This window comes from Streptomyces sp. MST-110588 (assembly GCF_022695595.1).
GTDB lineage: Bacteria > Actinomycetota > Actinomycetes > Streptomycetales > Streptomycetaceae > Streptomyces.
Map to the genome: position 1 here is coordinate 7,142,079 of NZ_CP074380.1, position 26,895 is coordinate 7,168,973.

Sequence of the window (26,895 nt, forward strand, 5' to 3'; positions counted from 1 at the left end):
CCTCCGCCCCACCACCTCACCCCCGCACTACCTCGCTCCGTTCCGCCTCTCCCCGCCCCGCCACCGCCCTGACTCGCCCCCGCCCCACCCCGCCCCGCCACTAATCCGCCCCGCTACCACCCCGTTCCGGTGCCTCTTCGGCTTTCTCGATGGGGTGCGGTGCGGCCTCTTCTTCTTTTTCCTCTTCTCTTTCTCTTCGTCTCTCTTCCTGGAGCGTTCGTCTCATGCCATTCGCCGTTTACATGCTCGGGCTGGCGGTGTTCGCCCAGAGCACCTCGGAGTTCATGCTTTCCGGCCTGGTGCCTGCCATCGCCGGCGACCTACACGTCTCGATCGGCGATGCCGGGTTGCTGACCTCGGCGTTTGCCGTCGGGATGGTCATAGGCGGGCCGCTGCTGGCGGTCCTGACGCTGCGCTGGTCCCGGCGGCGGGCGCTGGTGGCGTTTCTGCTGGTGTTCGTCCTGGTCCATGTCCTCGGGGCTCTCACCTCCAACTACGGCGTACTGCTGGTCACACGGGTGGTCGGGGCGCTCGCCAACGCCGGTTTCTGGGCGGTGGCCGCGGGGGCGGCCGTCGGTATGGTCCCGGCCGACGCCAGGGCGCGTGCGATGTCGATCGTGGTCGGCGGAACCACGCTGGCCTGTGTGGCGGGCGTCCCCGGCGGCGCGTTGCTGGGGCAGCAGTACGGGTGGCGGTCGGCGTTCTGGGCGGTCGCGGTACTGGCCGCCGCCTCCGTCGTCGCCGTCCTCCTGTCCCTCCCGGACGATCGGCCCGAGACCTCCGGTACGAGCGTCCGTAGCGAGCTGCGGGCGCTGGCGAACCGGGAGCTGTTCGTCGCGTACGCCATGAACGCGCTGGTGCAGGGCGGTACTTTCTGCACCTTCACCTTCCTGGCACCGCTGCTGACCGACGTCACCGGATTCGGCGCGGGCCGGGTGCCGGTGATGCTGGTGCTCTTCGGCGTGGGCGCCTTCACCGGTATCACCATCGGAGGCCGGGTCGCCGACGCCCGCCCGTTCACGGTCCTGTTCTGCGGTATGACGGCACTCACCCTCGGCTGGTCCCTACTGGCCCTGACGGCCGGCAATCCCGTCATGGTCGTCCTCCTCGTCTTCATCCAGGGCTTCCTCGCCTTCGGTGCCGCCCCTGCGCTCACCTCCCGTACCTTCTCTCTGGCCGGCAACGCCCCCACTCTCGCGGGCGGGTTCATGACGGCCGCCTTCAACATCGGCAACATCGCAGGCCCCTGGTTCGGAGCCGTGGTCATCGAGGCCGGGCTCGGTTTCCGCGCTCCGGCATGGGTCAGCGCCGTGATGACGGCCGGAGCGCTGGCCACGGTCGTCCTGGCGTTCACCCTCCACCGGCGCAAGGCTGAGAAGAATCACCACGCCCCGGTTCCGGTGCGTACCCCGTAACGGTGGTGAGCGAGGTCCCCTCCGTTCGTTGGTTGTTCGGGTGAAGTCCTGCTCGGCTCATCGGCCGCTGCCGGGCAGGAACAGGCTCAGCGCGCCGGTCACCAGGGGCGCCAGGATGCCGAGTGCCGGTTTCAGCACCTTCATCAGGGACAGGTCCAGATGGAGGAAGGTCATCAGCCGGCCGCGCCGCGCCAGCCACTCGTCGTTCAGACCGTCCGGCTCGGGAATGCCTACCGCCGCTGCCAGCAGCCGCGCGGCGACCGACCGCCACAGGAGCACCACCGGCAGAAAGACCAGGGCGAACATCACGCTGAAGAACGCGCCGTAGAGCAGGACGGAGGAGGCGGGAAACCGCTGCTCGGGTATGCCGTAGGCGAGCAGGGCGTTGCGCAGCGCACCCACGTCCACCACCGCGGTCGAGATGATCAGGCTGCCGCCCGTCAGGAAGCGCATGGCGTCCCGCCATGCCCGGTCCAGTTCCCGCAGGGCGTCCGGCGGTGGCGGCGTCCCGGGCTCCTTCGGTATCCGGGCGCTCAGGCGCAGCAGCTTCGCCTGTATGTCCCACAGCCCGACCGCCCCGGGCAGCGCCGCCAGCATGCCCAGGCCCAGCAGCAGCGGCATCCGCCATCGCACCCCGTCCAGCGGCACAGGCGTACTCCCGGACCGGGTGAAGAAGCGCAGGATCGTGAAGACCGCCACTGCCAGTATGGCCGTGCCTGTCAGAAGGATGGCCAGTGCCGTGGGGCGCGGGCGGTCGGCCGGGTGGCGCCAGCGTTCCCGTATGGCGTACGTCATGGCCCAGGCGACCGCGGCGTACAGCGCGATGGAGGCGCCGACCAGGGCACTCCACAGGTCGAATTCCAGCAGCGAGGTGAAGGCGCGGGCCCGCGGGGACTCGGCGGACCGGAAACGCCCCACGAATCCCGTGCCGAGCGCGCCGATGGCCAGCAGGCCGAGCGTGACCCCGGGAGGCGCGAGCACCAGCCAACCCCGGGGCCGCGCTCCGCGCGTCGCCGCCCCGTCAATGGGCGCTGTGGTCGTGCTCGCGTCCGAGGCGTCCCGGTCCGTGGCGGTGACCGCCGTGCCTATGTCCGTGCCGTGCCGGGCGGACGGGCCGCCAGGGGATTTGGGGGCCGTACGGATCGGCTGCCCGGCCGGCCCGCCGGGCGACCGCCCGCTGATCGGCTGGGAGTCCGGCTCCAGGGCCGACTTGTCCACCGGCCCCGCGGACGACTTCCCGATCTGCTCCTCGAACGGTTTTCCCGCCGGTTTTCCCGTCGGCTGCGCGACCGGCTGTGCGACCGGTCGTGTGGCCGTCGTCACCGGATTCCTGAAGCGCCACATCCCCCAACACCCCCGATAGTTCTTGCATCCCCCGACCCCGCTGACTCAACTCTTCCGCTGGCCCGCCACCCCGAACCCCGCCGGAACCCCGAGACGTCCCTGAGGCTTCCCTGACCTTCGGTCGGGGTCGATCGAACGTGCCCAGCCCCAGCCCCCAGCCCCGGCGCCCGGCCGCCCAGCGGCCCGGCCGGGGCCACGGTCCGTGCGTGCGGCGTCTGGCACGAAGGTAGGGGCGTTCGCGGACCGTGGACAGGGCCGGCGCGCCCCTGGCGGCGTGCGGGGGAACGCTGTGGCGGGTCGCGCGGTCCGGGGCTGAGGGTGAGGGTGAAGGTGTGTTGTGTCCGGGTGTCGCGGCTTCGGCAGGCGGCGCCGCGTCCCGGGCGCGAGACCGCCGGGCCGGCCGGTCCCACCGGCCCCCCGGAACCCGCCGTCACCGCGGTCCGTTCAACTCGCGACTGCCCCGACCTTGGAGGTGCCGTGACCGGTTCCCGACCCCGACCTGCGCGTTCGGCCGCGCCACATCTCACACCGGGCTCCACACCGGACTCCACACCGGGCTTTGCACCGGATTCCGCGCCGGGCTCCTCGCCACGCCCCGCCACGGCCCCGGCGGCGCGCTCCTCGTCGCGCTACATCCCGCGCCTCCCGGCCCGTCTGCCCTCCGGTCTTTCCTCGCTCGCCGCCCTGCGGCCCGCGACCTTCGGCGCGCTGCCCACGGGCGAGCGGATGGCGAGGATAAGGCGCTCACCACAATTCGTGGACGGGCAGTTCCGCAACCCCGTGCCGACCCGGCAGCTTCTGCCCGGGGCAGCGGTGCCGGTCATCCGTACGCAGCTCAATCGCGAGGGCCGCCGGCGCAGGGCACCGGTCGGCAAGATTCCCGTACACCGGCCGACCGAGGCCGACTGGGGCCGGCCGCCCGCCTCCGGGCTGCGGCTCACCTGGATGGGCCATGCGAGCGTACTCGCCGAGATCGACGGGCGACGGGTGCTCTTCGACCCGGTCTGGGGCGAACGCTGCTCGCCGTTCACCTGGGCCGGGCCCAAGCGTATGCACCCGGTGCCCATCGGGCTTCATGAGCTGGCGCCGGTGGATGTCGTGGTGATTTCCCACGACCATTACGACCACCTGGACATGCCGACCGTCCAGCGGCTGATCCCCACCGGAGCGGCCTTCGTCGTGCCGCTCGGCATCGGCGCCGACTTGGAGTTCTGGGGCGTACCCGCCGAGCGGATCACGGAACTGGACTGGAACGAGTCCACCCGCGTGAGCGGACTGGCGCTGACCGCCACGCCTGCGCAGCACTTCTGCGGGCGCGGGCTGCGCGGCCCGCAGCACACCCTGTGGGCCTCCTGGGTGGTGGCCGGCCCCGAGCACCGGATCTACCACAGCGGCGACACCGGTTACTTCGCCGGGTTCGCCGAGATCGGTGCCGAACACGGGCCGTTCGACGCGACGATGATCCAGATCGGTGCGTACAGCGAGGAGTTCTGGCCGGACGTCCACATGACGCCGGAGCAGGGGCTGCGGACGCACATCGACCTGTCGGGCGGCAGCCCTGCAGGGACGCTGCTGCCGATCCACTGGGGGACGTTCGATCTGGCGCCGCACCCGTGGGTCGAGCCCATCGAGCGAACGGTCGTGGCGGCCCGCGCGGAGGGCGCGAAGGTGGCCACGCCGCCGCCCGGCCGGCCTTTCGAGCCCGCCGACGAGCAGGTCGTGGAGCCCTGGTGGCGGGCGATCGCCCTGCCGCCCGTCCACGGCTGGCCGAGCTGGCCGCCCGCGGGCACCGCCGCACCGGATTCCTCCCGCCAGGCACCGACCCCCTCGGCGTAGAGGCGAGCCGGCCGGCCCGTTCGGTGCGCGTACGCCGTCCTGCACGCGCACGCGCCCGCGGTCCTGCACGCGCCCGCGGTCCGGGCAGCCACGTGAGCCACATGAGCCACATGAGCAACGTGGTCCTCCGGTACGCGGACGCGGTCCGGCGTCCATGCGCGGTGCGGCATCCAAGCGCGGTCCGGCACACATACGCGGCTGGGTACGCATACATGGTCCCGTGAGCGGGTATCCACTCGCACCTGTAGAGGGTGCCCACCCGCGTCCTACGAGCGGGCACCCCGCGCGTCCTGTGGTCAGGCACGGACTCGCGCCTCGTAAAGCGGGTTCCGTATAGGGATTCGGATAGATACGCACGGCCGTACGAGGGAGGCACCCCAAGAAGGTGGCGCGGGGTAGCGAAACCTGAAGTGAGCCCGAACCACCCCCCGGCAACAACTAGCGTGCGTGCTCCGCGAACTGCCGACGGCCGATCCGGAGAGCGCCGATGCCTGCTGCATTCCCCCAGGGGGCCAAGACGTCCCAGGAGTACCAGAGGCCCCAGGAGGCCCTGGACTCACAGGGGGTGGCCCCCGTATCCACGTCGTCCGCCAGGCGGCGGGACCGTGAGGGCGGGCGGCACGGCCGGGCCCCCTTCCCCGAGTCGGCCGCCGATTCGGCGATACGGACCCGCCTGGTGCGGCTCGCCGCCGTCCCGTCGCTACTGGTCGCCGTGACCTGCTCGGCCGCCACCGCCTTCGTCACCCGGGCCGGCGGCGTGGAGGTGGCGGCCCGCGAATGGGCGGTGCTGCTCGTCGCCGGCGCGCTGGTCTGCGGCATCGTGATGGTGGCCGGCGCCGCCGCCAACGCCGAGGCCCGCGCCGCCGTCACCCGCTACGCCCGACTGCGCCAGGTCTGTGCCCGCAGTCAGTCCGACCTCTACGACCTGCTGCACCGGGTACGGCAGGGCGAATGGCTCCAGCACCGCGACCCCGTACCCCCTCAGACTCAGACGTCCTCCGGCGACGGCGACACCCTGGACCTGCTCGCCGATGAAGTGGCCGCCGCCGGCCGGGCCGCCGAGGTCGCCGTCATCGACGCGGTGGCCATCGCGCGCAGCAACGCCAGCGGCAGTGAGCAGAAGGTCGAGGTCTTCGTCAACCTCGCCCGGCGCCTCCAGTCCCTCGTGCACCGCGAGATCGAGCTGCTGGACGAACTGGAGAACCAGGTCGAGGACCCCGACCTGCTCAAGGGCCTCTTCCACGTCGACCACCTGGCCACCCGCATCCGCCGGCACGCCGAGAACCTCGCCGTCCTCGGCGGCGCCATCTCGCGCCGCCAGTGGAGCCGTCCGGTGACCATGACCGAGGTGCTGCGCTCCTCCATCGCCGAGGTCGAGCAGTACCCGCGCGTCAAGCTCGTACCGCCGATCGAGGGAACGCTGCGCGGCCACGCCGTCGCCGACGTCATCCACCTCCTGGCCGAACTCGTCGAGAACGCCTCGGTCTATTCCGCCCCGCACACCCACGTCCTGCTGCGCGCGCAGCTCGTGACGGCCGGCCTCGCCGTGGAGGTCGAGGACCGCGGGCTGGGCATGTCCATGGAGGATCAGGCGCGGATGAACGCGCTGCTCGCCGACCCCGAACACGTCGACGTGGCAGAGCTGCTGAGCGACGGCCGGATCGGGCTCTTCGTGGTCTCCTCGCTCGCCCGGCGGCACGGCATCGTGGTCCGTCTGCAGAGCAACATCTACGGCGGCGTCCAAGCCGTCCTGGTCCTGCCGACGGGGCTGCTCGGCGCGGAGGGGGAGGAAACGGGAGAGTTCGAGGAGGACGGGGCCGGTGCCGCCGAACCGGCGGACGCCGGGCCGCGGCCGGTCTCCGTGGAGGAGTACCGCGCCGCACAGGCGGGCCGGACAGCCCTCGGCGCCGCCACCACCACCGCCTCCGCCCCGGCCGCCCCCGCCGTCTTCCCGGCGGACCCGTCGCACCGACGGCCCGTACGCGGGTCTCAGGGGGCCGAACCCCTCGACGCGGGTACGGGCCTGCCGTCGCCGTCCCTGCCGACGTCCCCCATGGTCACCCGAGCTCCGGCCGGTTCCGCTCCGACGGGTCCCGGCCCGGCCGGTTCCCCTTCAGCCGGTTCCGCTTCGGCCGGTTCTGCCGGAGCCACCGATTCCGCCGTGTCCGCCGGCCCTGTCCCGTACGGCTCACGCGGCGAGGGAGGTCTACGCGGCGAGGACGGTTTGCCGGGAGCAGACGGCTATGTCCCCGCGGCCGGCGCCCAGCCGGGCGGCCCGCACCTGTCCGGCACGTACCCGGGCGGACTGTACGAGGCCGCGGGACAGCCGGGTGACGCACGGGTGGCCGGCCAGCGTCCGGCGGACTCCCCTCCCGCCGAGCGGCCCGGATCCCGGCGGCACGCCGCCGGCAGCCGCCCGCCCGCCCGAGTGCCCGAGGCACGGCCGGCCCCGTCCGCCGAAGCCCGTGACCTCCCGTCCGACCCGGCGATGCGTACACCGTCCGACCCCGCGATGCGTACACCGTCCGACGACTCCTTGACGCGTACGCCGTCCGCCCCCACCCAGCACGACCCGGGGCCGGTCCTGCTGCCGCCCCCGCCGCCCGCCGCCCCGGACGACGGCGCCCGCCCGCGCCTGCCGCGCCGCCGTAAGCAGGAACACCTCGTCCCGCAGTTGCGCGGCGACCCGATCCTGCCGTCCGCGCGCCGCGATCCGGGTGCCGGCCCCGAGCCCGAGCACGACCCCAATCTGATGGCCGCGTTCCGGCGCGGCATCAGCCTCGCCGACGACAGCTACGACCCCGCTCTCTCCGCCGCCACCGCTGCGACCTCCGGAACCACCGGAACCACCGGAACCACCGGCCACGGTGACGGCGCGAGCACCGCCCCGCACACGACCGGCCCCGGCGGCATCCGGCCCCCTATGACCCCGCGTACGACATCGAATACGGCAGCGGCTACGACACCGACGCGCCGCGCCCTCTAGGAGACGACCACAACCATGGTGAGTGATGTGCACGCCAAGGCCCGCCCGCCGCTCAAGACAGGTTCCTCGACGGACCTCTCCTGGCTGCTGACCGGACTCGTCCAGCGGGTTCCGCACGCCACCAGCGCGCTCCTGCTGTCCTGCGACGGCCTGGTCAAGGCCGCCCACGGCTTCGACCCGGACAGCGCCGACCACATGGCCGCCCTCTCCTCCGGCCTGTACTCCCTGGCCCGCAGCGCAGGGGTGCGCTTCGGTGACGGGGACGAGGTCCTCCAGGTCGTCGTGGAACTGGAGTCCACCTTCCTGTTCGTCTCCACGGCGGGATCGGGTGCCTGCCTGGCCGTACTGGCCGGCCGGGAGGCCGATGTGGCGGTCCTGGGTTACGAAATGGGCATGCTGGTCAAGAGCGTACGGCCGTATCTGGGGACCCCGGCACGAAAACAGACACCGGCGGGCGGGCGCTGACCATGGTGGGCGCACGCCGCCGGCGGCAGGGCCGGGACGCCCTGTGGCTCGACGACGAGGCGGGCCGCCTGGTCCGCCCGTACACCGTCAGCAACGGCCGTACCCGTCCGACGGCCCACTTCGACCTGCTGACCATGGTGATGGCCACCGGCAAGCGGCCCGTGACCTGTCAGGGGCCGGACTACGCCAAGGTGCTGGGGCTGTGCGGAGGCCCGGTCTCGGTCGCGGAGATCGCCGCGCACATACATCTGCCCGCCGTGATCACCAAGGTGCTCCTCGCCGACCTCGTGGAGTGCGGGGCGCTCACCGCGCAGGCGCCCGTACCGGCCTCGACAAGCCCCGCGGCACGTACCGACCGAGCTCTCTTGGAAGCGGTGCTGGATGGACTTCGCAAACGGTTGTGACCCCCTCTCACCAGGCTTCCGGCCGAGCTCCGGGCGGGGCTCGCGGCCGGAGCCGGTGCCGTGTGGCGCCCCCTTTCCCCTCGCACTGAAGATCCTGGTCGCCGGGGGTTCGGGGTCGGCAAGACGACCTTCGTCGGGGCGGTGAGCGAGATCGAGCCGCTCAGTACGGAAGAACTGCTCACCCAGATCAGCGTCGGTACGGACGACCTGGCGGGCATCGAGGACAAGAGCACCACCACCGTCGCCATGGACTTCGGCCGCATCACCCTCGGCCGGGAGCACGTCCTCTACCTCTTCGGCACGCCGGGCCAGCAGCGCTTCTGGTTCATGTGGGACGAACTGTCCAGCGGCGCGCTCGGCGCCGTCGTCCTCGCCGACACCCGCCGCCTGGACCAGTGCTTCGCCGCCGTCGACTTCTTCGAACGCCGGGGCATCGGCTTCGTCGTCGCCGTCAACGAGTTCGACGGCTCCTACCGGTACGAACCCGCCGAGGTGCGCACCGCCATAGACCTGCCGGCCCATGTCCCGGTCGTGCTCTGCGACGCCCGGCAGTGCAGCTCCTCCACCCACGTCCTGGTCAGTCTGGTCCAGCACCTCCTCACGCCCGCCCTCGTCACCACCCCGGAGCTGCCATGAACCGCCCCGTTTCCCGCACGCCATATGTGTCCTACGACCCGACGCGTCATCTCCTGCTCACTCCCCAGGACGACGAGGCCCCGGCGCGGGTCGCCCGGCTGCGTGTCCTGGGCATCGGGGAGGCCCCGCTGCCCGCCTTCGATGCGTTCGCGCGCAAACTGGCCCGTACGACCGAGGCGCCGTACGCCATGGTCAACTTCATCGACGAGCACCGGCAGTACTTCGCCGGGCTCTACACCCCGGCGAGCGACCAGGCGCCCGTGGAACTCGGGCCCGCGCCGCCGAGCGCCCAGCCGGGCGGGTGATGGCCCGCGACCACGGGTACTGCCCGCATGTCATCGTGCGGCGCAAGGCGCTCGTCCTGGAGGACGTCTGCGACTACCCGCGGTTCGCGGGCAATCCGGTCGTCGACGAGATCGGCATCCGCTCCTATCTGGGCGCGCCGCTGATCGACCGTACGGGTACGGCGCTGGGCACCGTATGCGTCGTCGATCTGGAGCCCCGCCCCTGGGGACGGGAAGGGCTGGACACCATCAAGACGATGGCGGCGGAACTGGTCGAACAGATCCACTGCATGGAGCGGCGGCTGACGTCGGAAGAGCCGTGAACCGAAAGACCTGATGTAGGCAGAGCTCTGACGAAGGAAGAGCCCTGGCGACGGAAGAGGACTGAAGACCACTCCTTCGGCCCGTTCCTGTTCCGGCTCGGATCACGGGGTGGAGACCTTGTGGACGGTGGTGTCGTCGGGGTCCAGCCGTCGCCCGTCCTGCGACAGTACTTCCAGTGCGCGCAGGCGGCGTCCCTGCCGGCGGTCGACCAACTGTGAGTGCGGCTCGCCGGGGCGAAGAAGTTCTCCTCGCCCCACTGCCGCAGTGCCACGATCACGGGGAAGAGCGCCTTGCCCTTGGGAGTCAGTACGTACTCGCGGTAGGCGCTGCCGTCCGAGGCGGGGACGGATTCCAGGACACCGCCGGCGACCAGGGTGCGCAGTCGCGCGGTGAGGATGTTCTTCGCCACGCCGAGGCTGCGCTGGAACTCCCCGAAGCGCCGGCTTCCGTCGAAGGCGTCCCGCACGATCAGCAGGGACCACCAGTCGCCGATCGCGTCCACCGACCGGGCGACGGGGCATTCGCTGTCGTTGAAGCGCGTCCTGGTCACCATGGCGTCCCTCACTCTCGCGTGGTTGCAACATGCTACCAGGGAAGCTACCGTCCCGGGTGGTAGCAAGTTGAAACCAGATATTGGAGGAGTGCTGATGCCCGGCAACGGTGAGGCCGTGACACCACAGACCGAGGCCCCGAACGCGGTGGGTTCCGCGTTCGTCCTCTCCCGCGGCGTCGTCATGCTGTTCGCGGTCGCCTGCGGGGCCGCGGTGGCCAACGTCTACTTCTCCCAGCCGCTCCTGGTGACCATGGGCCACGACCTCGCCATGAGCCCGGCACTCGTCGGCAGCGTGGTCACCCTCACGCAGGTCGGATACGGGCTGGGACTCTTCTTCCTCGTGCCGCTGGGCGACGTGGCCGACCGCAGACGGCTCGTCGTGGCCCAGTTGCTGCTCCTGGTGCTGGCGCTGGCCGTGGTGGCCGCCGCCCGCACGGCGGCGGTCCTGCTCGTGGGCATGGCCGCGACAGGACTTCTCGCGGTCGTCACCCAGACGCTGGTGGCCTTCGCCGCATCACTGGCCCCTCCCGCCGAGCGCGGACGGGTCGTCGGCCGGGTGACCGGCGGCGTGGTCATCGGGATCCTGCTCGCCCGTACCGCGTCCGGCCTCATGGCCGATCTCGCGGGCTGGCGCTCGGTCTACCTCGCCTCGGCGTTGCTCACCGCCCTGCTCGCCCTGGTCCTGTACCGGGTGCTGCCACGCCACAGCGCCGCCCCGCCGGCCACCCTGCGCTACGGACAGCTCCTGCGCTCCACGGTCACCCTGTTCGCACGGGAGCGGCTGCTGAGGCTCCGGGCCCTGTTCGGCCTGCTGATCTTCGCCGCCTTCAGCACCCTGTGGAGCAGCGTCGCGCTGCCGCTCAGCCAGGCCCCGTACTTCCTGTCCCACAGCGCGATCGGGGCGCTGGGGCTGATCGGTGCCGCCGGCGCCCTGGCCGCGAACGTGGCGGGCCGCCTGAACGACCGAGGGCTCTCCCGGCGGACCACCGGCACGGCCCTGGCGCTGCTCGCCGTCTCGTGGCTGCCCCTGGCCTTCACCCGCAGCTCGCTCGCGGCGCTGATCGTCGGGGTGATCCTCCTCGACCTCGCCGTGCAGGCGGTCCACGTCACCAATCAGACACTGATCTACGCGCTGCACCCGGAGGCGGGCAGCCGGCTGATCGGCGGGTACATGGTCTTCTACTCGATCGGCAGCGCCACCGGCGCCATCGCCGCGACCTCCCTGTACACGGTGGCCGGCTGGGGTGCCGTGTGCGCGCTGGGCGCCGCGTTCAGTTGCCTCGGGCTCCTGCTGTGGGCGTTGACGCGACACGGCGCCCCGGACCCCGCAGCCAGGGTGACCTCCGGCAGCGAAGTCCGGGCGCTCCCGCCGGACAGCGACTGACGGAGGTGCCGCGGACCCGAGGGGCCGGTCCGGTGGTGGCACGGTTCTCGCCGGGTTCCTGTCGCTGCTCCTTCTCCTAGCTCATCCGGCGGGCGCGAGGCGGATGTGCTCCTTGGGCCGTTCGGCGCGCTGTGCGGGCAGCTCGGGACCCGGTGTGTCCGTACGGGCGCCTTCCTGCACCTCCGCTCCCGCCTCCGCCCGCTCGGCCGGTTCCAGCCGCAGGAGTTTCGACAGGCGGCCGGACCACTGGCCCTTCGCCGTGCCCAGCGCCACCTCCCCCAGCCGCAGCAACTGGATGTCGGAGGTGCCGGCGGGGGCGAAGATGTGGTGGGCGTCCCGCAGATAGCGCTCCACCGGACGGTCGGTGAGCAGCCCGCACGCGGCGTGCACCTCCATGGAGTCCCGGGCCGACTCCAGCGCCATCTCCACATTGATCAGCTTGGCGTTCATCAACTCCGCGTCGCATGTCGCCCCTTGATCGAGGAGGTGCACCGCGTGATAGGCCGCGAGTCGTCCCGTGAGCAGCCGCGACTGGATCCGTCCGAGTTTGAGCTTGATATTGCTCAGGTCGGCCAGCGGCTTGCCGTAGCGCTGCCGTTCCGCGCAGAACCTGGCCGTCTCGTCCAGCACCGCCTGATGGATGCCCAGCGACACCGCGGTCAGGTTGGGCCGCCCGTACAGGACGCTGGAGGAGTACGCCACGGAGAGTCCCTGGCCCTCCTTGCCGAGCAGGTTCGCCGCGGGGACGCGGCAGTCGTCGAAGTACAGCTCGCCGAAACTGAAGCCGTGCAGGCCCATCGCCGCCTGCTGCCGTCCCACGTGCAGGCCCGGACGGCCGGACTCCACGAGGAACGCCGACAGGCCCCTGGACCCCTCGCCGGTCCGTACCACCACGCCGTGCAGATCGCCGACATGGCTGTTGCCGACGTAGACCTTGCGGCCGTTGAGTATGTAGTCCGCACCGTCGCGGACGGCGGTGCTGGTCATGCCCAGGACATGCCCGCCCGACTGCGGTTCGGTGACCGCGATGGTCGGCAGGCACTCGCCCGCGGCGATCGCGGGCAGCCAGGTCTTCTTCTGCTCCTCGCTGCCGAAGTGAATGATCTTGGCGACACCGAGCTGGGACGCCTGCACCATGGCCCCCATCGCGGCGCTCACCCGTGACAGCTCCTCGATGATGACCGTCTTGGCCAGGTGACCGGCCCCCATGCCCCCGTAGGAGCGGTGCACGGTCGCGCCGATCCAGCCCTGAAGGGCGATCAGCCGCGAAAGGTCGTGGCAAACGGAACGGGACGCCTCCATCTCGGCTATACGGGGACGCACTTCGCGTTCGGCGAAAGCCTGGACCCGGCGCCGGAGTGCTTCATGCTGCTGGTCCGTGAAGTAGTGACGCAAGGCGAACCCTCCTCCGTGGATACCGCTGCTCGTCCCCGGCTGTCGGTCGGGCAGCGATCGTTCCGGTCCTGCGGTCGCCGGTCTCACCCTATCCGTACGGTCGTTGTGCGCTTACCCCGTGCAATACCCGTTGGCATACCTGCTGCACGGCGCACAAAACACCAACTCCTCGCATAAACGCTCCCGGACCGGAGCGCGGTCTGATCGTTCACCACTTCTGTCGTCCGGTGCGCGGAGCGGGTGCGATATGAGGTGAGTGAGCGCGGTGCCTGCGGGGGAGGTGGTCCCAAAATGGCCCGGAGCGTACGGACTTGGCGGGACAGCCGCCCGAAGAGGGAGGGTGGCGTGGGGTGGCGCGGCACGGGCCGCCGACCGGCCCGCGGCCCGTGCCCAACCACCGCCCGAGGAGGCGTGGATGACCGTTGACCTGCCCGACCTGCGGCTGGGAGTTCTCGGCTTCGGCCAGCGCGGCCCCCTCGCGCTCACCGCGCACCGCCCCGGTCGCGGCGCCCGCGTCGTGGCCCTGGCCGATCCCGACCCGGACGCACGCGCCCACGCCGCCCGGTGCCTCCCCGGCGCCACGGTCCTGGCCGATCACCGCGCGCTGCTCCGTCGCGCGGACATCGACGCGCTGCTCGTCCTCACCCCCGACCACACCCACGCCGACCTTTCCTGCCAGGCTTTGCGCACCGGGCGACCGGTATTCGTCGAAAAGCCACTGGAAATCTCCACGAACCGGTGCGACACGATCCTGCGCACCGCCCGAGAGACCGGCACCCGGCTCTACGTCGGGCACAACATGCGTCATATGCCCGTCGTACGGCTCATGCGCGCCCTGATCGCGCGCGGCGACATCGGCGCGGTCAAGACCGTGTGGGTACGCCACTTCGTCGCCCACGGAGGCGACTTCTACTTCAAGGACTGGCACGCCGAACGCCGTTGCACCAACGGCCTGCTGCTGCAGAAGGGCGTCCACGACCTCGATGTGCTGCACTGGCTGGCCGGCGGCTACACACAGCAGGTCCAGGCGTTCGGCGACCTGATGGTGTACGGGGAGCAGGGCACCCGGCGCGGGCCCGGCGAGGCCCGGCAGCAGGACCGGCCCGCCGACGAGGGCCGCTGGCCGCCGGCCAGGCAACGCGGGCTGAACCCGGTCATCGACGTCGAGGACGTCTCCCTGGTCAACCTGAGACTGGACAACGGGGTGCTGGCGGCCTATCAGCAGTGCCACTTCAGCCCCGACTACTGGCGCAACTACACCGTCATCGGCGACGCCGGCCGCCTGGAGAACTTCGGTGACGGGCCCGGCGGCGTGGTGAAGGTGTGGAACGCGCGGCGGTCCGGTTACCGGGCGGACGCCGACGCGGTGCACCGGGTGCCGAATCCGTACGCGTACCCGTACCCGTACCCGTACGCCGGAGCGGGAGGAGCGGACGCGCGGCGGGACGCGGAGGCCGGGAGCGGGGAGGACGGAGGCAGGAAGGGCATGGAGGCCGGGAGCGGGGAGGACGGGGAGGACCACGGTGGTGCGGACCCCCTCCTGATGGACGAGTTCCTGCGCTTCGCCCGCGAAGGGGGCCCCACCGACACCTCACCCGTCGCCGCCCGCATGGCCGTGGCCGCCGCCGACCGGGCCACCGCCTCCCTGCGCGACGGCGGGACCCCGCACGAGGTCCCGCCCCTGGATCCCGCTCTCCTCACCTACTTCGAGCGGGGCCAGACCTGAACCGCCACCGCGGGATCGCCACCGAGGCCTTGGAGCGGCTCAGTGCCCGGCGTCGCAGCAGGACTCCCGGCGGTGCTGCCGCCCCACCTCCAGCCAGTCCTCGTCCGCGTGCGCCCGCAGTGCCGGGGAGGAGGGCGCGGGGAAGGAGGCGACCAGGTCCTTCTGCTCGTACAGCCGCCCGCCGCGCAGCACCGCCGCCGTACGGACCAGGGAGGAGAAGTCGCTGAACGGGTCACCGTCGATGATCGTCAGGTCGGCGAGCTTGCCCGTCTCCAGCGTCCCGAGGTCCTCCTGTGCGCCGAAGACCCGCGCGGGCAGCACCGTCGCCGTCCGCAGCGCCTGCGCGGCACTCAGCCCGTACCGGTGCAGGGCCCGCAGGCACAGGTGGAGGTGGAGGCCGACCGGGGTCAGCGGCTGGTCGGTGCCCAGGGCGACGAGCCCGCCGCCGCGCAGCACCCTGCGGTAGACCCCGATCTCCGTCTCCATGTCGGAGAGCTGGGCAGGGGTGGGCCGGTGGCCCGCGTTCTCCCGTACGAGCGCGACGTCCCAGGGCGGCATCAGGGTCCGTACGCGCGGGTCGTCGGCCAGGCCCGGGTCCTCGCCCAGCAGCGCGGCGGCGGAGAAGGGGGTGGCGACGAGGTGGAAGTCGGTGGCGGTGTAGATCTCCTCGACGTCCTGGTAGGCGTGCCCGGAGGCGGAGACGGCGTGCCCGTACTCCAGCCGCTGGGTGGCCTGCAAATGGGTGGTCAGGTCCTGGCCGAGCTGGACGCCGGGGGTCAGGAGATGGCTGCCGGAGCGTACGCCCAGCCGCTGGTGGGCGAAGCGGGCGGCCTCCGCCATGACCCAGCCCGGCGCGCGGACGTAGGTCTTGACGAAGTCCCAGTCCAGGGCGGCCCCGCGGGCCAGCGAGCGGCGCAGCCCCTCAGGGGTGCGGTGGGCGCGGCCCATGCTGTACGCCACCCGCCCGCCGTCCAGCAGTTCGCCGCAGGTCAGCAGCCGTGGGCCGGCCAGCGCACCGTCGGTGACCGCCTCGCGTACCCGGGCCTGCTCATAGGAGAAGCCGCCGAAGGAGACGGTCGTGGTGATGCCGTAGGCGAGCTGGAGCGCGGTCTGCCGGCCACCGTAGGTGACGTGCCAGGGGTGGGTGTGGGAGTCCCACAGCCCGGGGATCACCGTGCGTGTGGCGGCGTCGACGCGCCGGGCGGCGCCCCGCCGGGCGCGGTGCGGCTCGACGGCGGCGATCCGCCCGTCCCGCACGACCACGTCGACGTCCTCGCGGACCTCCTCGCCCGTGCCGTCCCAGAACCGGCCGGCGTGCACGACCGTGTCCTGTGTGCGCGAGCGGCGGTGGTCCAGCGCGACCGGGACCGTACGGGCCGCCGTGCCGTCCACGCCGATCAGACGCAGCCGCCCGTCGGACAGGTAGAGCAGCGAACGGGAGTCGGCGGACCAGGAGGGGTGGTCGGCGCTCTCGTCGGTCAGGCGGCGCGGCGCGCCGTCGGGGGTCCCGTCGGGCCGTACGGGCAGCAGCCACAGCGCGGACTCGGCGATCAGCGCCAGATGGCGGCCGTCCGGGGACCACACCGGGCCGGAGTCGTAGCGGTCGGAGATCGAGACGTGGGGCGCGACGGCGTGCAGACGGGCGGTTCCGGTGCGAGTGTCGAGGACGCGGATGAGGTTGTAGCCCTCACGGAAGCGCCGGTTGAGCCGGTTGCGGTCACAGAACGCCACATAGCGGCCGTCGGGGGACCAGCTCGGGCGGCCCGGCAGCCCGCCGGCGCCCAGGGGCGCGGCCAGGACCGTCTCCTTGCCGTCGGCCAGGGTCCGTACCACGAGATTTCCGGACATGTCGAGTGCGGCCAGTCGCTCACCATCGGGGGAGAGCGCCGGCTGCACCCGCCCCCCGGTCGCCAGCACGGTCTCCTCGCCGGAGGCCACATCCCGGCGGCGTACGGCGAAAAGCCCGTCACGGTCGTCCGCGTACAGCAGGAAACGGCCGTCCCGGGACCAGCTCGGCCCGAGCACATAACGGGTCGGACGGGCCCGGACGATCTGCCGCGGCGCGCCGCCGCCCGAAGTGGGCGCCAGCCACAGGGCGTTGAGGGCGGCGAAGGCCACCTGCCGGCCGTCGGGGGACAGCGCGGGCAGATGCACCCCGCGCACCGGCCGCACCCCGGCCCGTTCGAAACCGTAGTCCTTGACCTCGTAGCGCGGACGGTTCAGCTCCAGCTCCGCGTCGAAGGGGATCGTCTCCGCCTTCTCGGGGGCGCTGGGCCGCAGCACCTGGAAACGGCCGCCGACCGTCAGCAGCAGCTCCTCCGGCGAGATCCAGCGCGGCGGTACGGGCATCACATCGCCCTCGACCGGCACCGCGGCGCCGTCCACGACCAGGGTGCAGGTGGGCCCGGGGAAGTCGGTGATCCGCAGATAGGCCAGCCGGCCGGTGCCGGCGCCCCTGCCAGGAGCGGGCGGCGCCAGGGCCGGGGCCATGACCTGCGCGGCGGCGGTCTCGGTGTGCTCGACGCGCACCTCGCCGCCGCCGTCGGCCTGCACGGAGGCGACCGTACGGGAGAGCAGCGCGGTCCCGGCCACCCGGCCCCGTACGAACACCAGCCGTGCGCCGTCCGGCGACCACGACGGGTCGAAGTCCTCCCAGGCGCCGTCCTGATGGGGCCCCTGCTGTCCGGGAAGGCCCGTGATCCGCGTCAGCTTCCCGGTCCGCAGGTCCAGGACCCAGATGCGGTACGGGCTGCCGGTCACCGGATCGCCCTCGCGCTCCGAGGCGAAGGCCAGCCGGCTGCCGTCGGGGGACCAGGCCGGGCCGCGGTCGTCCCAGGGACCGTCGGTGACCTGCCGCAGGCCGGAGCCGTCGGGGCGCAGCGTCCACAGGTGGAAGTTGCCGCCGCGGTAGGCGCAGACGGCCAGCCGGCTGCCGTCGGGGGAGAAGACGGGGCGGGTGGGCTCCAGGTCGGGCGGGGTCAGCGCGCGGGCGTCACCGCCCTCGCGGGGGAAGGACCACAGCACGTTCTGGACCTCGGCGACCAGCCGGTCACCGGCGGGGGAGAGGGTCGCCGAGCCGTTGGTGGCCTCGGTGAAGGAGAGCGTGGGGTGCGAGGTACGGGCGCGGGTGGCCGCGGGAGCCGTGGCGGCCGTGGCCACCCCTCCCGGCAGGCCCGCCAGCCCCGCAGCGGCGGCGGCCGTGGCCGTGCCCTGCAGGAACCTGCGCCGCGAGAGGGGGCCGGAGTGGGGGGAAGGGAGTTCGGATCTGTCGGTGGTCTCCAACGGTCCTCCTGCGACGGGCGGTTACGTGGATGCAGCAACGAGAGATACGGGAGCAACGGACGAGCCGCCTGATCGTGTCATGAGTCGTGGCCGTGGGGTCAACCCCGTTTTCCGCACGTCTCTTGGCGTCTCATGGGCCACCGGGGAAGAGTGGGCGCCGACCGCGGGCGGATCCGGATCCCGCGCCCCGTCCCCGACCGTCAGGAGGCGACGTCATGCAGGCCACGCGGCAGGAATACCACCAGGCCCCGGACGGCGCACGCATCGCCACGTACACCTGGTTCCCCGCTTCCGGCCGGCCGCGCGCGCTCGTACAGATCGCCCACGGCGCCGCCGAGCACGCCCGCCGCTACGACCGCTTCGCCCGCTTCCTGGCCGGCCACGGCTACGCCGTCCTGGCCTGCGATCACCGCGGCCACGGCCGCACCGCGCCCTCGACGGGCGGTCTGGGCATCGTCGGCGAGGACGCCTGGCGCGCGATCGTCACCGACCTCAAGAGGATCGGTGACCAGGCCGCCGGTGCCCACCCCGGCGTCCCCCTGGTGCTCCTGGGCCACAGCCTGGGCTCCATGCTGGCCCGTGACTACGCCCAGGAGTACGGGGCCGACCTGGCCGGCCTGGTCCTCATCGGCACCTTCCGTACGCTGGTCGGAGCGGAGATCGAAAGCTCCCTCGCCGAACTGGAGGCACAGGTCGCCGAGCGGGGCCGCACCGCGCCCAGCGACTTCCTCCCGCGCCTGTTCGGCTCCTTCAACGACCGCCATCCTTACCGCACCGGTTTCGAATGGCTCTCCCGGGACCCGCGGGAGGTGGACCGCTACGTCGCGGACCGGGAGTGCGGCTTTCCCTTCTGCACGGGGCTGGTGCTGGACTGGGTACGGGCGGTCCGCAAGGTCAACGACCCGCGCAACCTGGCCCGCGTCCCGCGCGGCCTGCCCGTCCACATCGCCGTCGGCGACCAGGACCCCTGCAACCAGCGACTGACACAGGTGCACGAACTCCTGGAGGACTTCCGCTACCTCGGCACCCGCGACCTGACCTGGAAGGCGTACGAGGGCGCCCGCCACGAACTCCTCAACGAGACCAACCGCGACGAAGTCCACGACGATCTCCTGGGATGGCTGCGCGACCACCTGTGAGACGCCGTCGACCGCCCCCACCGTCGCCGTCGGAGGCCCGCACCGCCGTCGTCAGCCGCCGCACCGCCGTCGCCGCGTCCTACCCCAGGAAGGCGGTGATCCGCTCGCGCAGCGACCGCGCGTCCAGGCCCTGCCCGGCCAGGTACTCGTCGATCTGTCCGTAACGGCGCAGCTCGCGCCGTCCGACGCCGATTCCCAGCACCCGGTGCGGCACATCCGCCAGCGCGTCGTTGGCGAAGGAGGTGGACGTCCCCGCCAGGTACGGCTCGACGATCACGATGTCGGTCGTCCCGGCGGCCCCGGTCGCGGCCCGCAGCGTCTCCCCGTCGAAGGGCCGTACGGTCGTCGCGTACAGCACGCTCACATCCAGCCCTTCCGTGGCGGCCAGCACCTCCTCCAGCATCGGCCCGACCGCCACGACGACCGCGTCGCGGCCCTCGCGCAGGGTCAGGAAGCGGGCGCCGTCCACCGGCCGCGGTGCCTGGTTGACCTGCACCGACAGGCGTACGTAGACCTTGTCGTCACCGGCCGCGGCGGCGTGCCGCAGCAGCGTCTCGGCCTCGTCCGGGTGGCCGGGTACATGTACGGTCCAGCCGTCGAGGGTGTCCATCAGCGCCACGTCACCGGGCGCCATATGGGTGAAGCCGCCCGCCGGCCAGTCGTAGGAGCCGCCCGCGCTCACCAGCACCCCGCCCACCCCCTGGTGGCCGAAGTCCAGCTTCACCTGTTCGAAGGGCCGCTCCACCAGGAAACTGGCGAAGGTGTGCAGGATGGGGCGCAGCCCGGTCAGGGCCAGTCCGCCGCCCACCCCGACCAGCAGTTGTTCCCTGATCCCGACGTTCACCACCCTCTCCGGATGCTTTTCCCGGGCCTCGGCGAAGCCGTCCTTGCCGATCTCGGCGAGGACGAGGGCCAGTCGCGGGTCCTCGTCCAGCAGACGGGAGGTGACCGAGGCGAAACGCTCACGCATGGTGTCCATGAGAAGACCTCTCCAACAAGCTGTGTGACTGCGTATCCATGTATGTGTCTGTGGTGTCCTGCGTCCGGATGGCCAAGCGGTGTGCCGGACGGCCGTACGGCCCTCGGCGCTTCCTGGATCTCGGCCGTCCTTGGGCTCGGCCGTCCTCGGCCTCAGCCCTTCCCGGCCTCAGCCGTTCTTGGGCTCCACCCGGGCGACCACCGCGTGCGGCCGGCCTTCGTGCGGCGCGGTGAACGCCTCGTACAGCGCCTGGTGATCACGGCCGTCCACCGTCACCGCGGACCACCCCGCGGCCTCGAAGTGCGAGGCGATGCCGCCGTACCAGCCGTGGGTGGCGGAGGTGTTGTCGATGACCAGCGTGTGCAGCCGGTGCAGGCCCGCGGCGCCTGCGTAGGCGATGGCCTCGTGGTTGCTGCCCTCGTCCAGTTCGGCGTCGCCGATCAGCACCCACACCGCCGGGTCGTCCAGACCCTGCGCGCGCAGCCCCAGCGCGGTCCCCACGGCCAGCGGCAGACCGTGCCCGAGCGAGCCGCTGCCGATCTCCACGCCCGGCACCAGTTGACGGTCGGGGTGGTGCCCCAGAGGGGAGTCGTACGAGCCGAAGCCCGGCAGCCACTCGACGGGGAAGAAGCCCTTGGCGGCGAGCACCGCGTAGTACGCCATCGGGCCGTGCCCCTTGGAGAGCAGAAAGCGGTCCCGCTCCTGGTCCTCGACGGTCGCGGGGGAGACCCGCAGCACCCGGTCGTACAGGACCCACAGGGCGTCGAGGGTGGAGGTGGCCGCCGGGCCGTGCTTCTCGTCACCGGTCATCAGCCCCATGAGCCGGGTCAGTTCGCCGTAACCGGACCCGCCGCCGGGTCCGGTTACGGGTATGGACTCCGCCGCACCCGTGGCCGGTCCCGTCATCGCACTCACTGCCGTGTTCGTGGTCGCGTTTGTCATGGCAGAGAGCCTGCAACTTCAAGTGCACTTGATGTCAAGCGCTAACCTCCAGGGCATGACCTCGCCACGCGACCGCCTTCCGATCGGCGAACTTGCCGCCCGCAGCGGACTGGCCACCTCCGCACTGCGCTACTACGAGGAACTGGGCCTGATCCAAGCCGAACGCACCTCGGGCAGCCGGCGCCGCTTCCCCCGCGCCACCCTCCGCAGGGTCGCCTTCATCCGCGCCGCCCGGACCGTCGGCCTCTCCTTGGAGGAGGCCCGTACGGCGCTGGCCGCCCTCCCGCAGGACCGTGCGCCCAACGCCGCCGAGTGGAACTCCGTGGCCCGGGCCTGGACCGGGCGCATCGACGAGCAGATCGCCGAACTCCAGCAACTGCGGCGCCGGCTGACGGGGTGCATCGGCTGCGGCTGCCTGAGCCTGCGCAAATGCGCCCTCTACAACCCCGGCGACATCGCCTCCGCCAAGGGAGCCGGCGCCCGCTACCTCCTCGGTGACAGCAGCCCTGAGCAGCCGACCGGCACGCCAAGCCCTTCCAAAACAGGCAAGAGCCGTAAAAACGAGCGAAGCGGGCGAACCGGCGACGGGCCGTAGCCGCTCACACCTGCCCCGGCTTGAAGACGTCCTGCTCGATGAGCAGCTTGTCGATGCGTGCCTTGTCCACCCGGTTCGTCACCTCCTGGACCTCCTGACGGTCCCGTATGCACTTGGCCAGCGTGAACGCCGACGACACCACGAAGATCAGCCCCAGCGCGAGAAACCCCCGCTCCCAGGGGCCCACGGGCAGCTTGACGATCCCGGTCAGCAGCGCCGCCAGGGACAGTCCGAACGAGATCGCCGCCTGCGCGAAGAAGGCCGTGGTCGTCGGCCGCTGAATCGATGGAGTGGTCATGCCCGCAGCGTCGCGCCCTCCCGGTGCCCGCGCATGAGTACGCGTACTCATCCCGCCGTGGCCCGCCACGGCCCTCCGCCGCCGCCCTCCCGGCTCCCGTCCGCCGCCCTCCCGGCACCCGCCCCGGCCGGTCCCCGGCCGGAAATGGCGGCAGCCACCCTCTGACATGCGGTATTGTTCTCGTGCACGGCCAGCCGGGGGAAAACCCCGGACCGGACGGGCATCGGGACGTGGCGCAGCTTGGTAGCGCACTTGACTGGGGGTCAAGGGGTCGCAGGTTCAAATCCTGTCGTCCCGACAGTGAATCCGCCCTCTGGGCCGGGAGAAATCCTGGCTCAGAGGGCGGATGTCGTTGTTCCCGGGGGTATGCGCGGATGCGGACGCGGGCGCGGTATGCCCGTCGGCGTGTTTTCCGGCGAGGGCGTCGCGAAGGGGAGCCCGGCGAGCGGGGCGGGGCGGGTCAGGGGTGTTTTGCGGGGGTGGCCAGGTCCTGGTGTTTGTCGGTGATGTCTCGGCGGCCGGTGTTCCGGGACTGGTCCAGGGCGGCGATGTCCGGGTGGTGGAGGTCGAAGGCCGGGGATTCCGAGTGGATGGCGGGGAGGGTGACGAAATTGTGGCGCGGGGGCGGGCAGGAAGTGGCCCATTCCAGGGATCGGGCGTAGCCCCAGGGGTCGTCCACGGAGACCTTCGGGGCGTATTTGGCGGTCTTCCATACGTTGTAGAGGAAGGGCAGGGTGGACGCGCCCAGCAGGAAGGCGCCGATGCTGGAGACGGTGTTGAGGGCGGTGAAATCGTCGGCGGCCAGGTAGTCGGCGTAGCGGCGGGGCATGCCTTGCGCGCCGAGCCAGTGCTGGACGAGGAAGGTGGTGTGGAAGCCGGTGAAGAGGGTCCAGAAGTGGATTTTCCCCAGGCGTTCGTCGAGCATCTTGCCGGTGAACTTGGGCCACCAGAAGTGAAATCCGCCGAACATCGCGAAGACGACGGTGCCGAAGACGACGTAGTGGAAGTGGGCGACGACGAAATAGGTGTCGCTGACGTGGAAGTCCATGGGGGGTGAGGCCAGGACGACGCCGGTCAGGCCGCCGAAGAGGAAGGTGACCAGGAAGCCTACCGACCACAGCATCGGGGTTTCGAAGGAGAGGCTGCCGTTCCACATCGTTCCGATCCAGTTGAAGAATTTCACGCCGGTCGGCACGGCGATGAGGAAGGACATGAAGGAGAAGAAGGGCAGCAGGACCGCGCCGGTGACGAACATGTGGTGTGCCCATACGGTGATGGACAGGCCGGTGATCGCGATGGTGGCGCCGATGAGGCCGACGTAGCCGAAGACCGGCTTGCGGGCGAAGACCGGGATGATCTCGCTGACCACGCCGAAGAACGGCAGCGCGATGATGTAGACCTCGGGATGGCCGAAGAACCAGAAGAGGTGCTGCCACAGGAACGCCCCGCCGTTGGCGGGGTCGAAGACGTGGGCACCGAATTTCCGGTCCGCCTCCAGTGCGAACAAGGTGGCGGCCAGTACCGGGAAGGCCATCAGGACCAGCACACTGGTCAGCAGGATGTTCCAGGTGAAGATCGGCATACGGAACATCGTCATGCCCGGGGCCCGCAGGCAGATGATCGTGGTGATGAAATTGACCGCACCGAGAATCGTGCCGAATCCCGACAGGGCCAGGCCCATTGCCCACATGTCGCCGCCGGTGCCGGGAGTGTGCGTGCCGCCGGACAGTGGCGTGTAGGCGAACCAGCCGAAGCCCGCCGCGCCTTGCGGGGTGAGGAGGGAACCCGCGGCGATCAGCGAGCCGAGGAGATAGAGCCAGTAGGCGAGCATGTTCAGCCGGGGAAAAGCCACGTCCGGCGAACCGATCTGGAGGGGCATGACGGCGTTGGCGAATCCGGCGAACAAGGGCGTGGCGAACATCAGCATCATGATCGTGCCGTGCATCGTGAACGCCTGGTTGTACTGCTCGTTGGAAATGAGCTGAGTTCCCGGCCGGGCCAGTTCCGCCCGCATCGTCAGCGCCAGTACTCCGCCGAGGAGGAAAAAGGCGAAGGAAGTGATCATGTAAAGCGAGCCGATCTTTTTGTGGTCGGTGGTCGTCAGCCACGCCACCACCACCGCGCCCCGCTTTTGGCGGCGCGGTTTTTCCTCCCGTACCACCTGTGGTTCTCGCGTCCGCGCCGTCACGGCGCCACATCCCTTCCCTGCCGGTTCTCCCGTCACCTCCTCTAGCTACTGCCACGGCCCGCCCGGGGCCCGGGTTGCGCCATTGGTGGGCGCGTTGCGGGAGGGACCGGGACGCGGGGCCGATGCGCGGGCCGGTCGGCCGGGGCGAGGACCGGGGCGGTACCAGGTCAACCACTGGTTAAGACCGGGAGGCAGAACTGACGGGCCCTCACGGTCTGTATTGGGGCTGGTGCAGTGCGTTCCCGGCGTGACAGGATGCGTGCTGCGGTTCCGGCGGCCTTAACTGTTCGTTGGGACCGGACAGGTGTCGCCGGGAGCCGGAGGGCAGTAGTGATGAACGTGGGGGCGAGAGCCGTCCGCAGGAGACGCGCAGCGTGCTCGCGGAACGGCTCAACCACCTCTTCGCCAACATGCACCCGCCGGGGGCCCCGTACACCAACGCCCACGTGGCCCAGGAGATCACCCGGGGAACCGAGGAGTACGGCGGGGCCCGCGTCACCGAGCAGTACCTGTCGATGCTGCGCAACGGCCGCCGCACCAATCCCAGCCCCGAACTGCTGCGCGCGCTGGCCAAGTTCTTCGCGGTGCCCGTCGGCTACCTGCTGGGCGACCTGCCGCAGTCGCAGGCCGAGCGGGTGGAGGAGGAGGTCCGCTTCCTCGCCGCCATGCGTGACCAGCGCGTACGGGCCATCGCGCTGCGTTCGGTCGGACTGCCGCCCGAGGTGCAGGACAGCCTGACGACGATCATCTCCCAGTTCCGGCAGCAGATGAACCTGCCGGCCGACCCACCGGCCCCGGGCCGTGGGGAGCACAGGGGAGAGCACCGTGCGGACGAGTGAGGACGGCCGGCTCTTCTTCTCCTGGCGGCACAGCGGCGACAAGGACGGTGCGGACATGCGAGTCGGGCGGATACGCAGACGGTGCAGACAGCTCATCAAGGAGCTCTCGCTGCCCGCCTCGACCGATCTGCGGGGAATGTGCGACGCGGTGGCGGCCCGCGTCGGCTGCCCCGTCCGCATGGTGCCGATGAGCCTGGGCGGCGCGGTCTCCGGGATGACGGCCCGTACGGACGGCGGCTACTGGATCTTCTACGAGCTCAGGACGTCCCCGTGGCACCAGGCCCACATCGTCCTGCACGAACTCGGTCACCTGCTGCTGGGCCACGACCAGGACCCGCGGCTCACCGAAGAGGCGCTGCGGGTGTGGACGCCGTCGGTCGACGTGCCCACGGCGCTGAGCCGGATGGGCCTGACCATGGGATTCGCCCGGCACCACGGCTATGACAACCTCGCCGAGCGGGAGACGGAGGTGCTGGGCACGCTGCTCATGGAGCACCTGGTGCCCTCGGCCGCGGACCGCGAACCGCCTCTGGAGGGGGAGGCGGCGGAGCTGGCCGCCGCGCTGGGGCCCGCGCTGCGGCACGTACGGCCCACGGCGGACGGTGGCGAGGGCGACGGCGGCGAGAGCGGTGGGGGATCGCGTGTTTGACCTGGTGTATCTGTCCTTCGGGGCGGTGGCCTGGGCGATCGTCGCCTACAAGGCCCGCGCCTGGTTCCGCGACCGGGCCAACGCCGACCTCGGGCTGACCTGTGTGATGACCGCCGGCGTCGCGACGGTCTTCCTCTTCTCCGCGCCCAGCCTCTACCGCTGGTTCGACCGCCTGGTGGGTGTGGCGAATCTCGCCATGGTCTTCCTGTACTCCTCCGTCGTGGTCTTCGCCGCGGGCGCCCTGGTCCTGCTGCTGCGCTGGACGGGCGGCGAGGGCGAGGCGGCCCGGGCCCGTACCCGCGTACGGACCCGTACGGTCCTGGCGGCCGTGACCGTCCTGTGGGCGGTGGCGGTCACCGGCTTCGCCGTCGGCCGCCCCGACGCGGTGGAGCACCCCCGGGACTTCAGCACCGCCTATACCGGATCACCCGGCGTCATGACGTTCCTGGTGCTGTATCTGGCCATTTTCGGATCGAGCCTGGCGGGCCTGGGCACCCTGTGCCCCCGGTACGCCACCCGGCTCGGCCCGTCCTGGCTCGCCCGGGGCCTGCGCGTACTGGCGGCCGGCTGCTGGCTGGGCCTGGCGTACTGCGCCTGCAAACTCATCGGGTTCGTCCTGTCCTGGACGGGCCACGAGGCGCTGTGGCTCTCCAACGGCGTGGCCCCGATCAGCGCGTCGGTCGCGGCGATCCTGGTCCTCGCCGGGTTCGCACTGCCCGCCGCCGGCCCCCGGGTGGCAGCCTGGCGCAGACTGCGGCGCCTGAACCCGCTGTGGCGGGCGGTGACCGCCGACGCCCCGAGGTGACGATGGAACGCGCGCCGTGGTCGGGGCGGTGGCCGCTGGCCGACCTCCAGTGGCGGGCCAACCGGCAGATGGCGGAGATCCGGGACGTACAGCGCGGCATCCGGTGTTATGTGGAGTCCGACGCCGTCGACATCGCACGGGAACGCGGACGGGCGGTCGCCCTGGACGAGCGGCAGTTGGCGGCCGTCGCGGAGGCCGCCGCCCTGCGCCGCGGCCTGGAGAACCGTGCGCGCGGGTACGTCCCCGTGCCCGCCGCCGACAGCGTCGTGGTGCCCGCGGGCGCCGAACCGGCAGGTCTGGCCGACGAGTACGAACATCTGACGCTGGTCGCGGACGTCTACCGGTCACCGCTGACCGAGACGGTGCTCGCCGAACTGCGGCAGCGCAGCCGCGCCGGGCGGCGCTGAGGACGCGCCGCGTGGACGGG

General features: G+C 71.6%; 18 protein-coding genes, 1 tRNA gene and 4 pseudogenes. 15 read left to right on the forward strand and 8 right to left on the reverse strand.

Annotated elements, in window-relative coordinates; all coding sequences use genetic code 11:
- The first annotated feature begins 224 nt into the window (after positions 1-224).
- Positions 225-1,415: a Cmx/CmrA family chloramphenicol efflux MFS transporter gene (locus KGS77_RS31225; RefSeq protein ID WP_242586481.1), complete on the forward strand. Its 1,191-nt coding sequence runs from the start codon at positions 225-227 to the stop codon at positions 1,413-1,415.
- Between the two features lie 57 nt (positions 1,416-1,472).
- On the opposite strand, the gene KGS77_RS31230 is transcribed toward KGS77_RS31225, so the two are convergent.
- The gene (locus KGS77_RS31230; RefSeq protein WP_242586483.1) at positions 1,473-2,738 is read right to left on the reverse strand and encodes a PT domain-containing protein; all 1,266 of its coding nucleotides are present in this window, start codon (positions 2,736-2,738) and stop codon (positions 1,473-1,475) included.
- Between the two features lie 747 nt (positions 2,739-3,485).
- Here KGS77_RS31230 and KGS77_RS31235 point away from each other — a divergent pair.
- The 6 genes and pseudogenes from KGS77_RS31235 to KGS77_RS31260 all read left to right on the forward strand — a co-directional run bounded on the left by KGS77_RS31235 (position 3,486) and on the right by KGS77_RS31260 (position 9,693).
- Positions 3,486-4,595, forward strand: coding sequence for an MBL fold metallo-hydrolase (locus KGS77_RS31235; protein ID WP_242587800.1), 1,110 nt, complete (start codon positions 3,486-3,488; stop codon positions 4,593-4,595).
- A gap of 487 nt (positions 4,596-5,082) precedes the next feature.
- A complete protein-coding gene (locus tag KGS77_RS31240) occupies positions 5,083-7,581 on the forward strand; it encodes an ATP-binding protein (protein WP_277994290.1) in 2,499 nt (832 codons plus the stop codon).
- Positions 7,582-7,596: 15 nt separating this feature from the next.
- Positions 7,597-8,046 (forward strand): roadblock/LC7 domain-containing protein, encoded by a 450-nt coding sequence (locus tag KGS77_RS31245; RefSeq protein WP_242586485.1) that lies wholly within the window; start codon positions 7,597-7,599, stop codon positions 8,044-8,046.
- A 2-nt stretch (positions 8,047-8,048) separates the two neighbouring features.
- Positions 8,049-8,450 carry a DUF742 domain-containing protein gene (locus tag KGS77_RS31250; RefSeq protein WP_242586486.1) on the forward strand — a complete coding sequence of 134 codons (402 nt, stop codon included), beginning with the start codon at positions 8,049-8,051 and terminating at the stop codon, positions 8,448-8,450.
- A pseudogene (locus KGS77_RS31255) lies at positions 8,428-9,086 on the forward strand (ATP/GTP-binding protein). The gene KGS77_RS31250 and the pseudogene KGS77_RS31255 overlap by 23 nt, the downstream one beginning before the upstream one ends.
- Positions 9,083-9,693: pseudogene (locus tag KGS77_RS31260) on the forward strand (GAF domain-containing protein). The pseudogenes KGS77_RS31255 and KGS77_RS31260 overlap by 4 nt, the downstream one beginning before the upstream one ends.
- A 102-nt stretch (positions 9,694-9,795) precedes the next feature.
- On the opposite strand, the pseudogene KGS77_RS31265 reads toward KGS77_RS31260, so the two are convergent.
- A pseudogene (locus tag KGS77_RS31265) lies at positions 9,796-10,247 on the reverse strand (helix-turn-helix domain-containing protein).
- Positions 10,248-10,341: 94 nt separating this feature from the next.
- Here KGS77_RS31265 and KGS77_RS31270 point away from each other — a divergent pair.
- Complete coding sequence (locus KGS77_RS31270; RefSeq protein ID WP_242586490.1) at positions 10,342-11,631, forward strand: MFS transporter; 1,290 nt, start codon at positions 10,342-10,344, stop codon at positions 11,629-11,631.
- Between the two features lie 81 nt (positions 11,632-11,712).
- Here the strand turns inward: KGS77_RS31270 and KGS77_RS31275 are convergent, their stop codons facing one another.
- Positions 11,713-13,026 (reverse strand): acyl-CoA dehydrogenase family protein, encoded by a 1,314-nt coding sequence (locus KGS77_RS31275; protein WP_242586491.1) that lies wholly within the window; start codon positions 13,024-13,026, stop codon positions 11,713-11,715.
- Positions 13,027-13,441: 415 nt separating this feature from the next.
- On the opposite strand from KGS77_RS31275, the gene KGS77_RS31280 reads away from it, so the two are divergent.
- Positions 13,442-14,752, forward strand: a complete 1,311-nt coding sequence (locus KGS77_RS31280; protein WP_242586494.1) for a Gfo/Idh/MocA family oxidoreductase — start codon at positions 13,442-13,444, stop codon at positions 14,750-14,752.
- Positions 14,753-14,791: 39 nt separating this feature from the next.
- Here the strand turns inward: KGS77_RS31280 and KGS77_RS31285 are convergent, their stop codons facing one another.
- Complete coding sequence (locus KGS77_RS31285) at positions 14,792-18,034, reverse strand: amidohydrolase family protein (protein WP_242586496.1); 3,243 nt, start codon at positions 18,032-18,034, stop codon at positions 14,792-14,794.
- Positions 18,035-18,249: 215 nt separating this feature from the next.
- On the opposite strand from KGS77_RS31285, the gene KGS77_RS31290 reads away from it, so the two are divergent.
- On the forward strand, positions 18,250-19,173 hold the full coding sequence (locus tag KGS77_RS31290) for an alpha/beta hydrolase (protein WP_242586498.1): 924 nt from the start codon (positions 18,250-18,252) through the stop codon (positions 19,171-19,173).
- A gap of 79 nt (positions 19,174-19,252) precedes the next feature.
- Here the strand turns inward: KGS77_RS31290 and KGS77_RS31295 are convergent, their stop codons facing one another.
- Together KGS77_RS31295 and KGS77_RS31300 are read right to left on the reverse strand one after the other, a co-directional pair.
- The gene (locus KGS77_RS31295) at positions 19,253-20,152 is read right to left on the reverse strand and encodes a transketolase C-terminal domain-containing protein (RefSeq protein WP_242586500.1); all 900 of its coding nucleotides are present in this window, start codon (positions 20,150-20,152) and stop codon (positions 19,253-19,255) included.
- Positions 20,153-20,320: 168 nt separating this feature from the next.
- Positions 20,321-20,971, reverse strand: coding sequence for a transketolase (locus KGS77_RS31300; RefSeq protein ID WP_242587802.1), 651 nt, complete (start codon positions 20,969-20,971; stop codon positions 20,321-20,323).
- 178 nt (positions 20,972-21,149) lie between these two features.
- On the opposite strand from KGS77_RS31300, the gene soxR reads away from it, so the two are divergent.
- Positions 21,150-21,689, forward strand: a complete 540-nt coding sequence (soxR, locus tag KGS77_RS31305; RefSeq protein WP_242586502.1) for a redox-sensitive transcriptional activator SoxR — start codon at positions 21,150-21,152, stop codon at positions 21,687-21,689.
- 4 nt (positions 21,690-21,693) lie between these two features.
- Here soxR and KGS77_RS31310 read toward each other — a convergent pair whose 3' ends face one another.
- Entirely contained in the window at positions 21,694-21,987 is a 294-nt protein-coding gene (locus KGS77_RS31310; protein WP_242586504.1) for a YiaA/YiaB family inner membrane protein, read from the reverse strand.
- 224 nt (positions 21,988-22,211) lie between these two features.
- Here KGS77_RS31310 and KGS77_RS31315 point away from each other — a divergent pair.
- A tRNA-Pro gene (locus KGS77_RS31315) sits at positions 22,212-22,285 on the forward strand.
- Between the two features lie 162 nt (positions 22,286-22,447).
- Here the strand turns inward: KGS77_RS31315 and ctaD are convergent.
- Positions 22,448-24,175: a cytochrome c oxidase subunit I gene (gene ctaD / locus KGS77_RS31320; protein WP_242586505.1), complete on the reverse strand. Its 1,728-nt coding sequence runs from the start codon at positions 24,173-24,175 to the stop codon at positions 22,448-22,450.
- 410 nt (positions 24,176-24,585) lie between these two features.
- Between ctaD and KGS77_RS31325 the strand changes: the two genes are divergently transcribed.
- The 3 genes and pseudogenes from KGS77_RS31325 (at position 24,586) to KGS77_RS31335 (ending at position 26,875) form a co-directional block, all read left to right on the forward strand.
- Complete coding sequence (locus KGS77_RS31325) at positions 24,586-25,014, forward strand: helix-turn-helix transcriptional regulator (RefSeq protein WP_242587803.1); 429 nt, start codon at positions 24,586-24,588, stop codon at positions 25,012-25,014.
- 55 nt (positions 25,015-25,069) lie between these two features.
- Complete coding sequence (locus tag KGS77_RS31330) at positions 25,070-25,663, forward strand: hypothetical protein (protein ID WP_242587804.1); 594 nt, start codon at positions 25,070-25,072, stop codon at positions 25,661-25,663.
- Positions 25,656-26,875, forward strand: a pseudogene (locus tag KGS77_RS31335) (MAB_1171c family putative transporter). Before KGS77_RS31330 ends, KGS77_RS31335 begins: the two are co-directional and overlap by 8 nt.
- Positions 26,876-26,895 lie beyond the last annotated feature (20 nt).

Coding starts and splice junctions, on each gene's coding strand:
- KGS77_RS31290 (WP_242586498.1), top strand. CDS start 18,250: ATGCAGGCCACGCGGCAGGAATACCACCAGGCCCCGGACGGCGCACGC.
- KGS77_RS31295 (WP_242586500.1), bottom strand. CDS start 20,152: ATGGACACCATGCGTGAGCGTTTCGCCTCGGTCACCTCCCGTCTGCTG.
- KGS77_RS31280 (WP_242586494.1), top strand. CDS start 13,442: ATGACCGTTGACCTGCCCGACCTGCGGCTGGGAGTTCTCGGCTTCGGC.
- KGS77_RS31245 (WP_242586485.1), top strand. CDS start 7,597: ATGGTGAGTGATGTGCACGCCAAGGCCCGCCCGCCGCTCAAGACAGGT.
- KGS77_RS31235 (WP_242587800.1), top strand. CDS start 3,486: ATGGCGAGGATAAGGCGCTCACCACAATTCGTGGACGGGCAGTTCCGC.
- KGS77_RS31310 (WP_242586504.1), bottom strand. CDS start 21,987: ATGACCACTCCATCGATTCAGCGGCCGACGACCACGGCCTTCTTCGCG.
- KGS77_RS31250 (WP_242586486.1), top strand. CDS start 8,049: ATGGTGGGCGCACGCCGCCGGCGGCAGGGCCGGGACGCCCTGTGGCTC.
- KGS77_RS31240 (WP_277994290.1), top strand. CDS start 5,083: ATGCCTGCTGCATTCCCCCAGGGGGCCAAGACGTCCCAGGAGTACCAG.
- KGS77_RS31300 (WP_242587802.1), bottom strand. CDS start 20,971: ATGGGGCTGATGACCGGTGACGAGAAGCACGGCCCGGCGGCCACCTCC.
- KGS77_RS31270 (WP_242586490.1), top strand. CDS start 10,342: ATGCCCGGCAACGGTGAGGCCGTGACACCACAGACCGAGGCCCCGAAC.
- KGS77_RS31225 (WP_242586481.1), top strand. CDS start 225: ATGCCATTCGCCGTTTACATGCTCGGGCTGGCGGTGTTCGCCCAGAGC.
- KGS77_RS31330 (WP_242587804.1), top strand. CDS start 25,070: ATGCGAGTCGGGCGGATACGCAGACGGTGCAGACAGCTCATCAAGGAG.
- KGS77_RS31325 (WP_242587803.1), top strand. CDS start 24,586: ATGCACCCGCCGGGGGCCCCGTACACCAACGCCCACGTGGCCCAGGAG.
- soxR (WP_242586502.1), top strand. CDS start 21,150: ATGACCTCGCCACGCGACCGCCTTCCGATCGGCGAACTTGCCGCCCGC.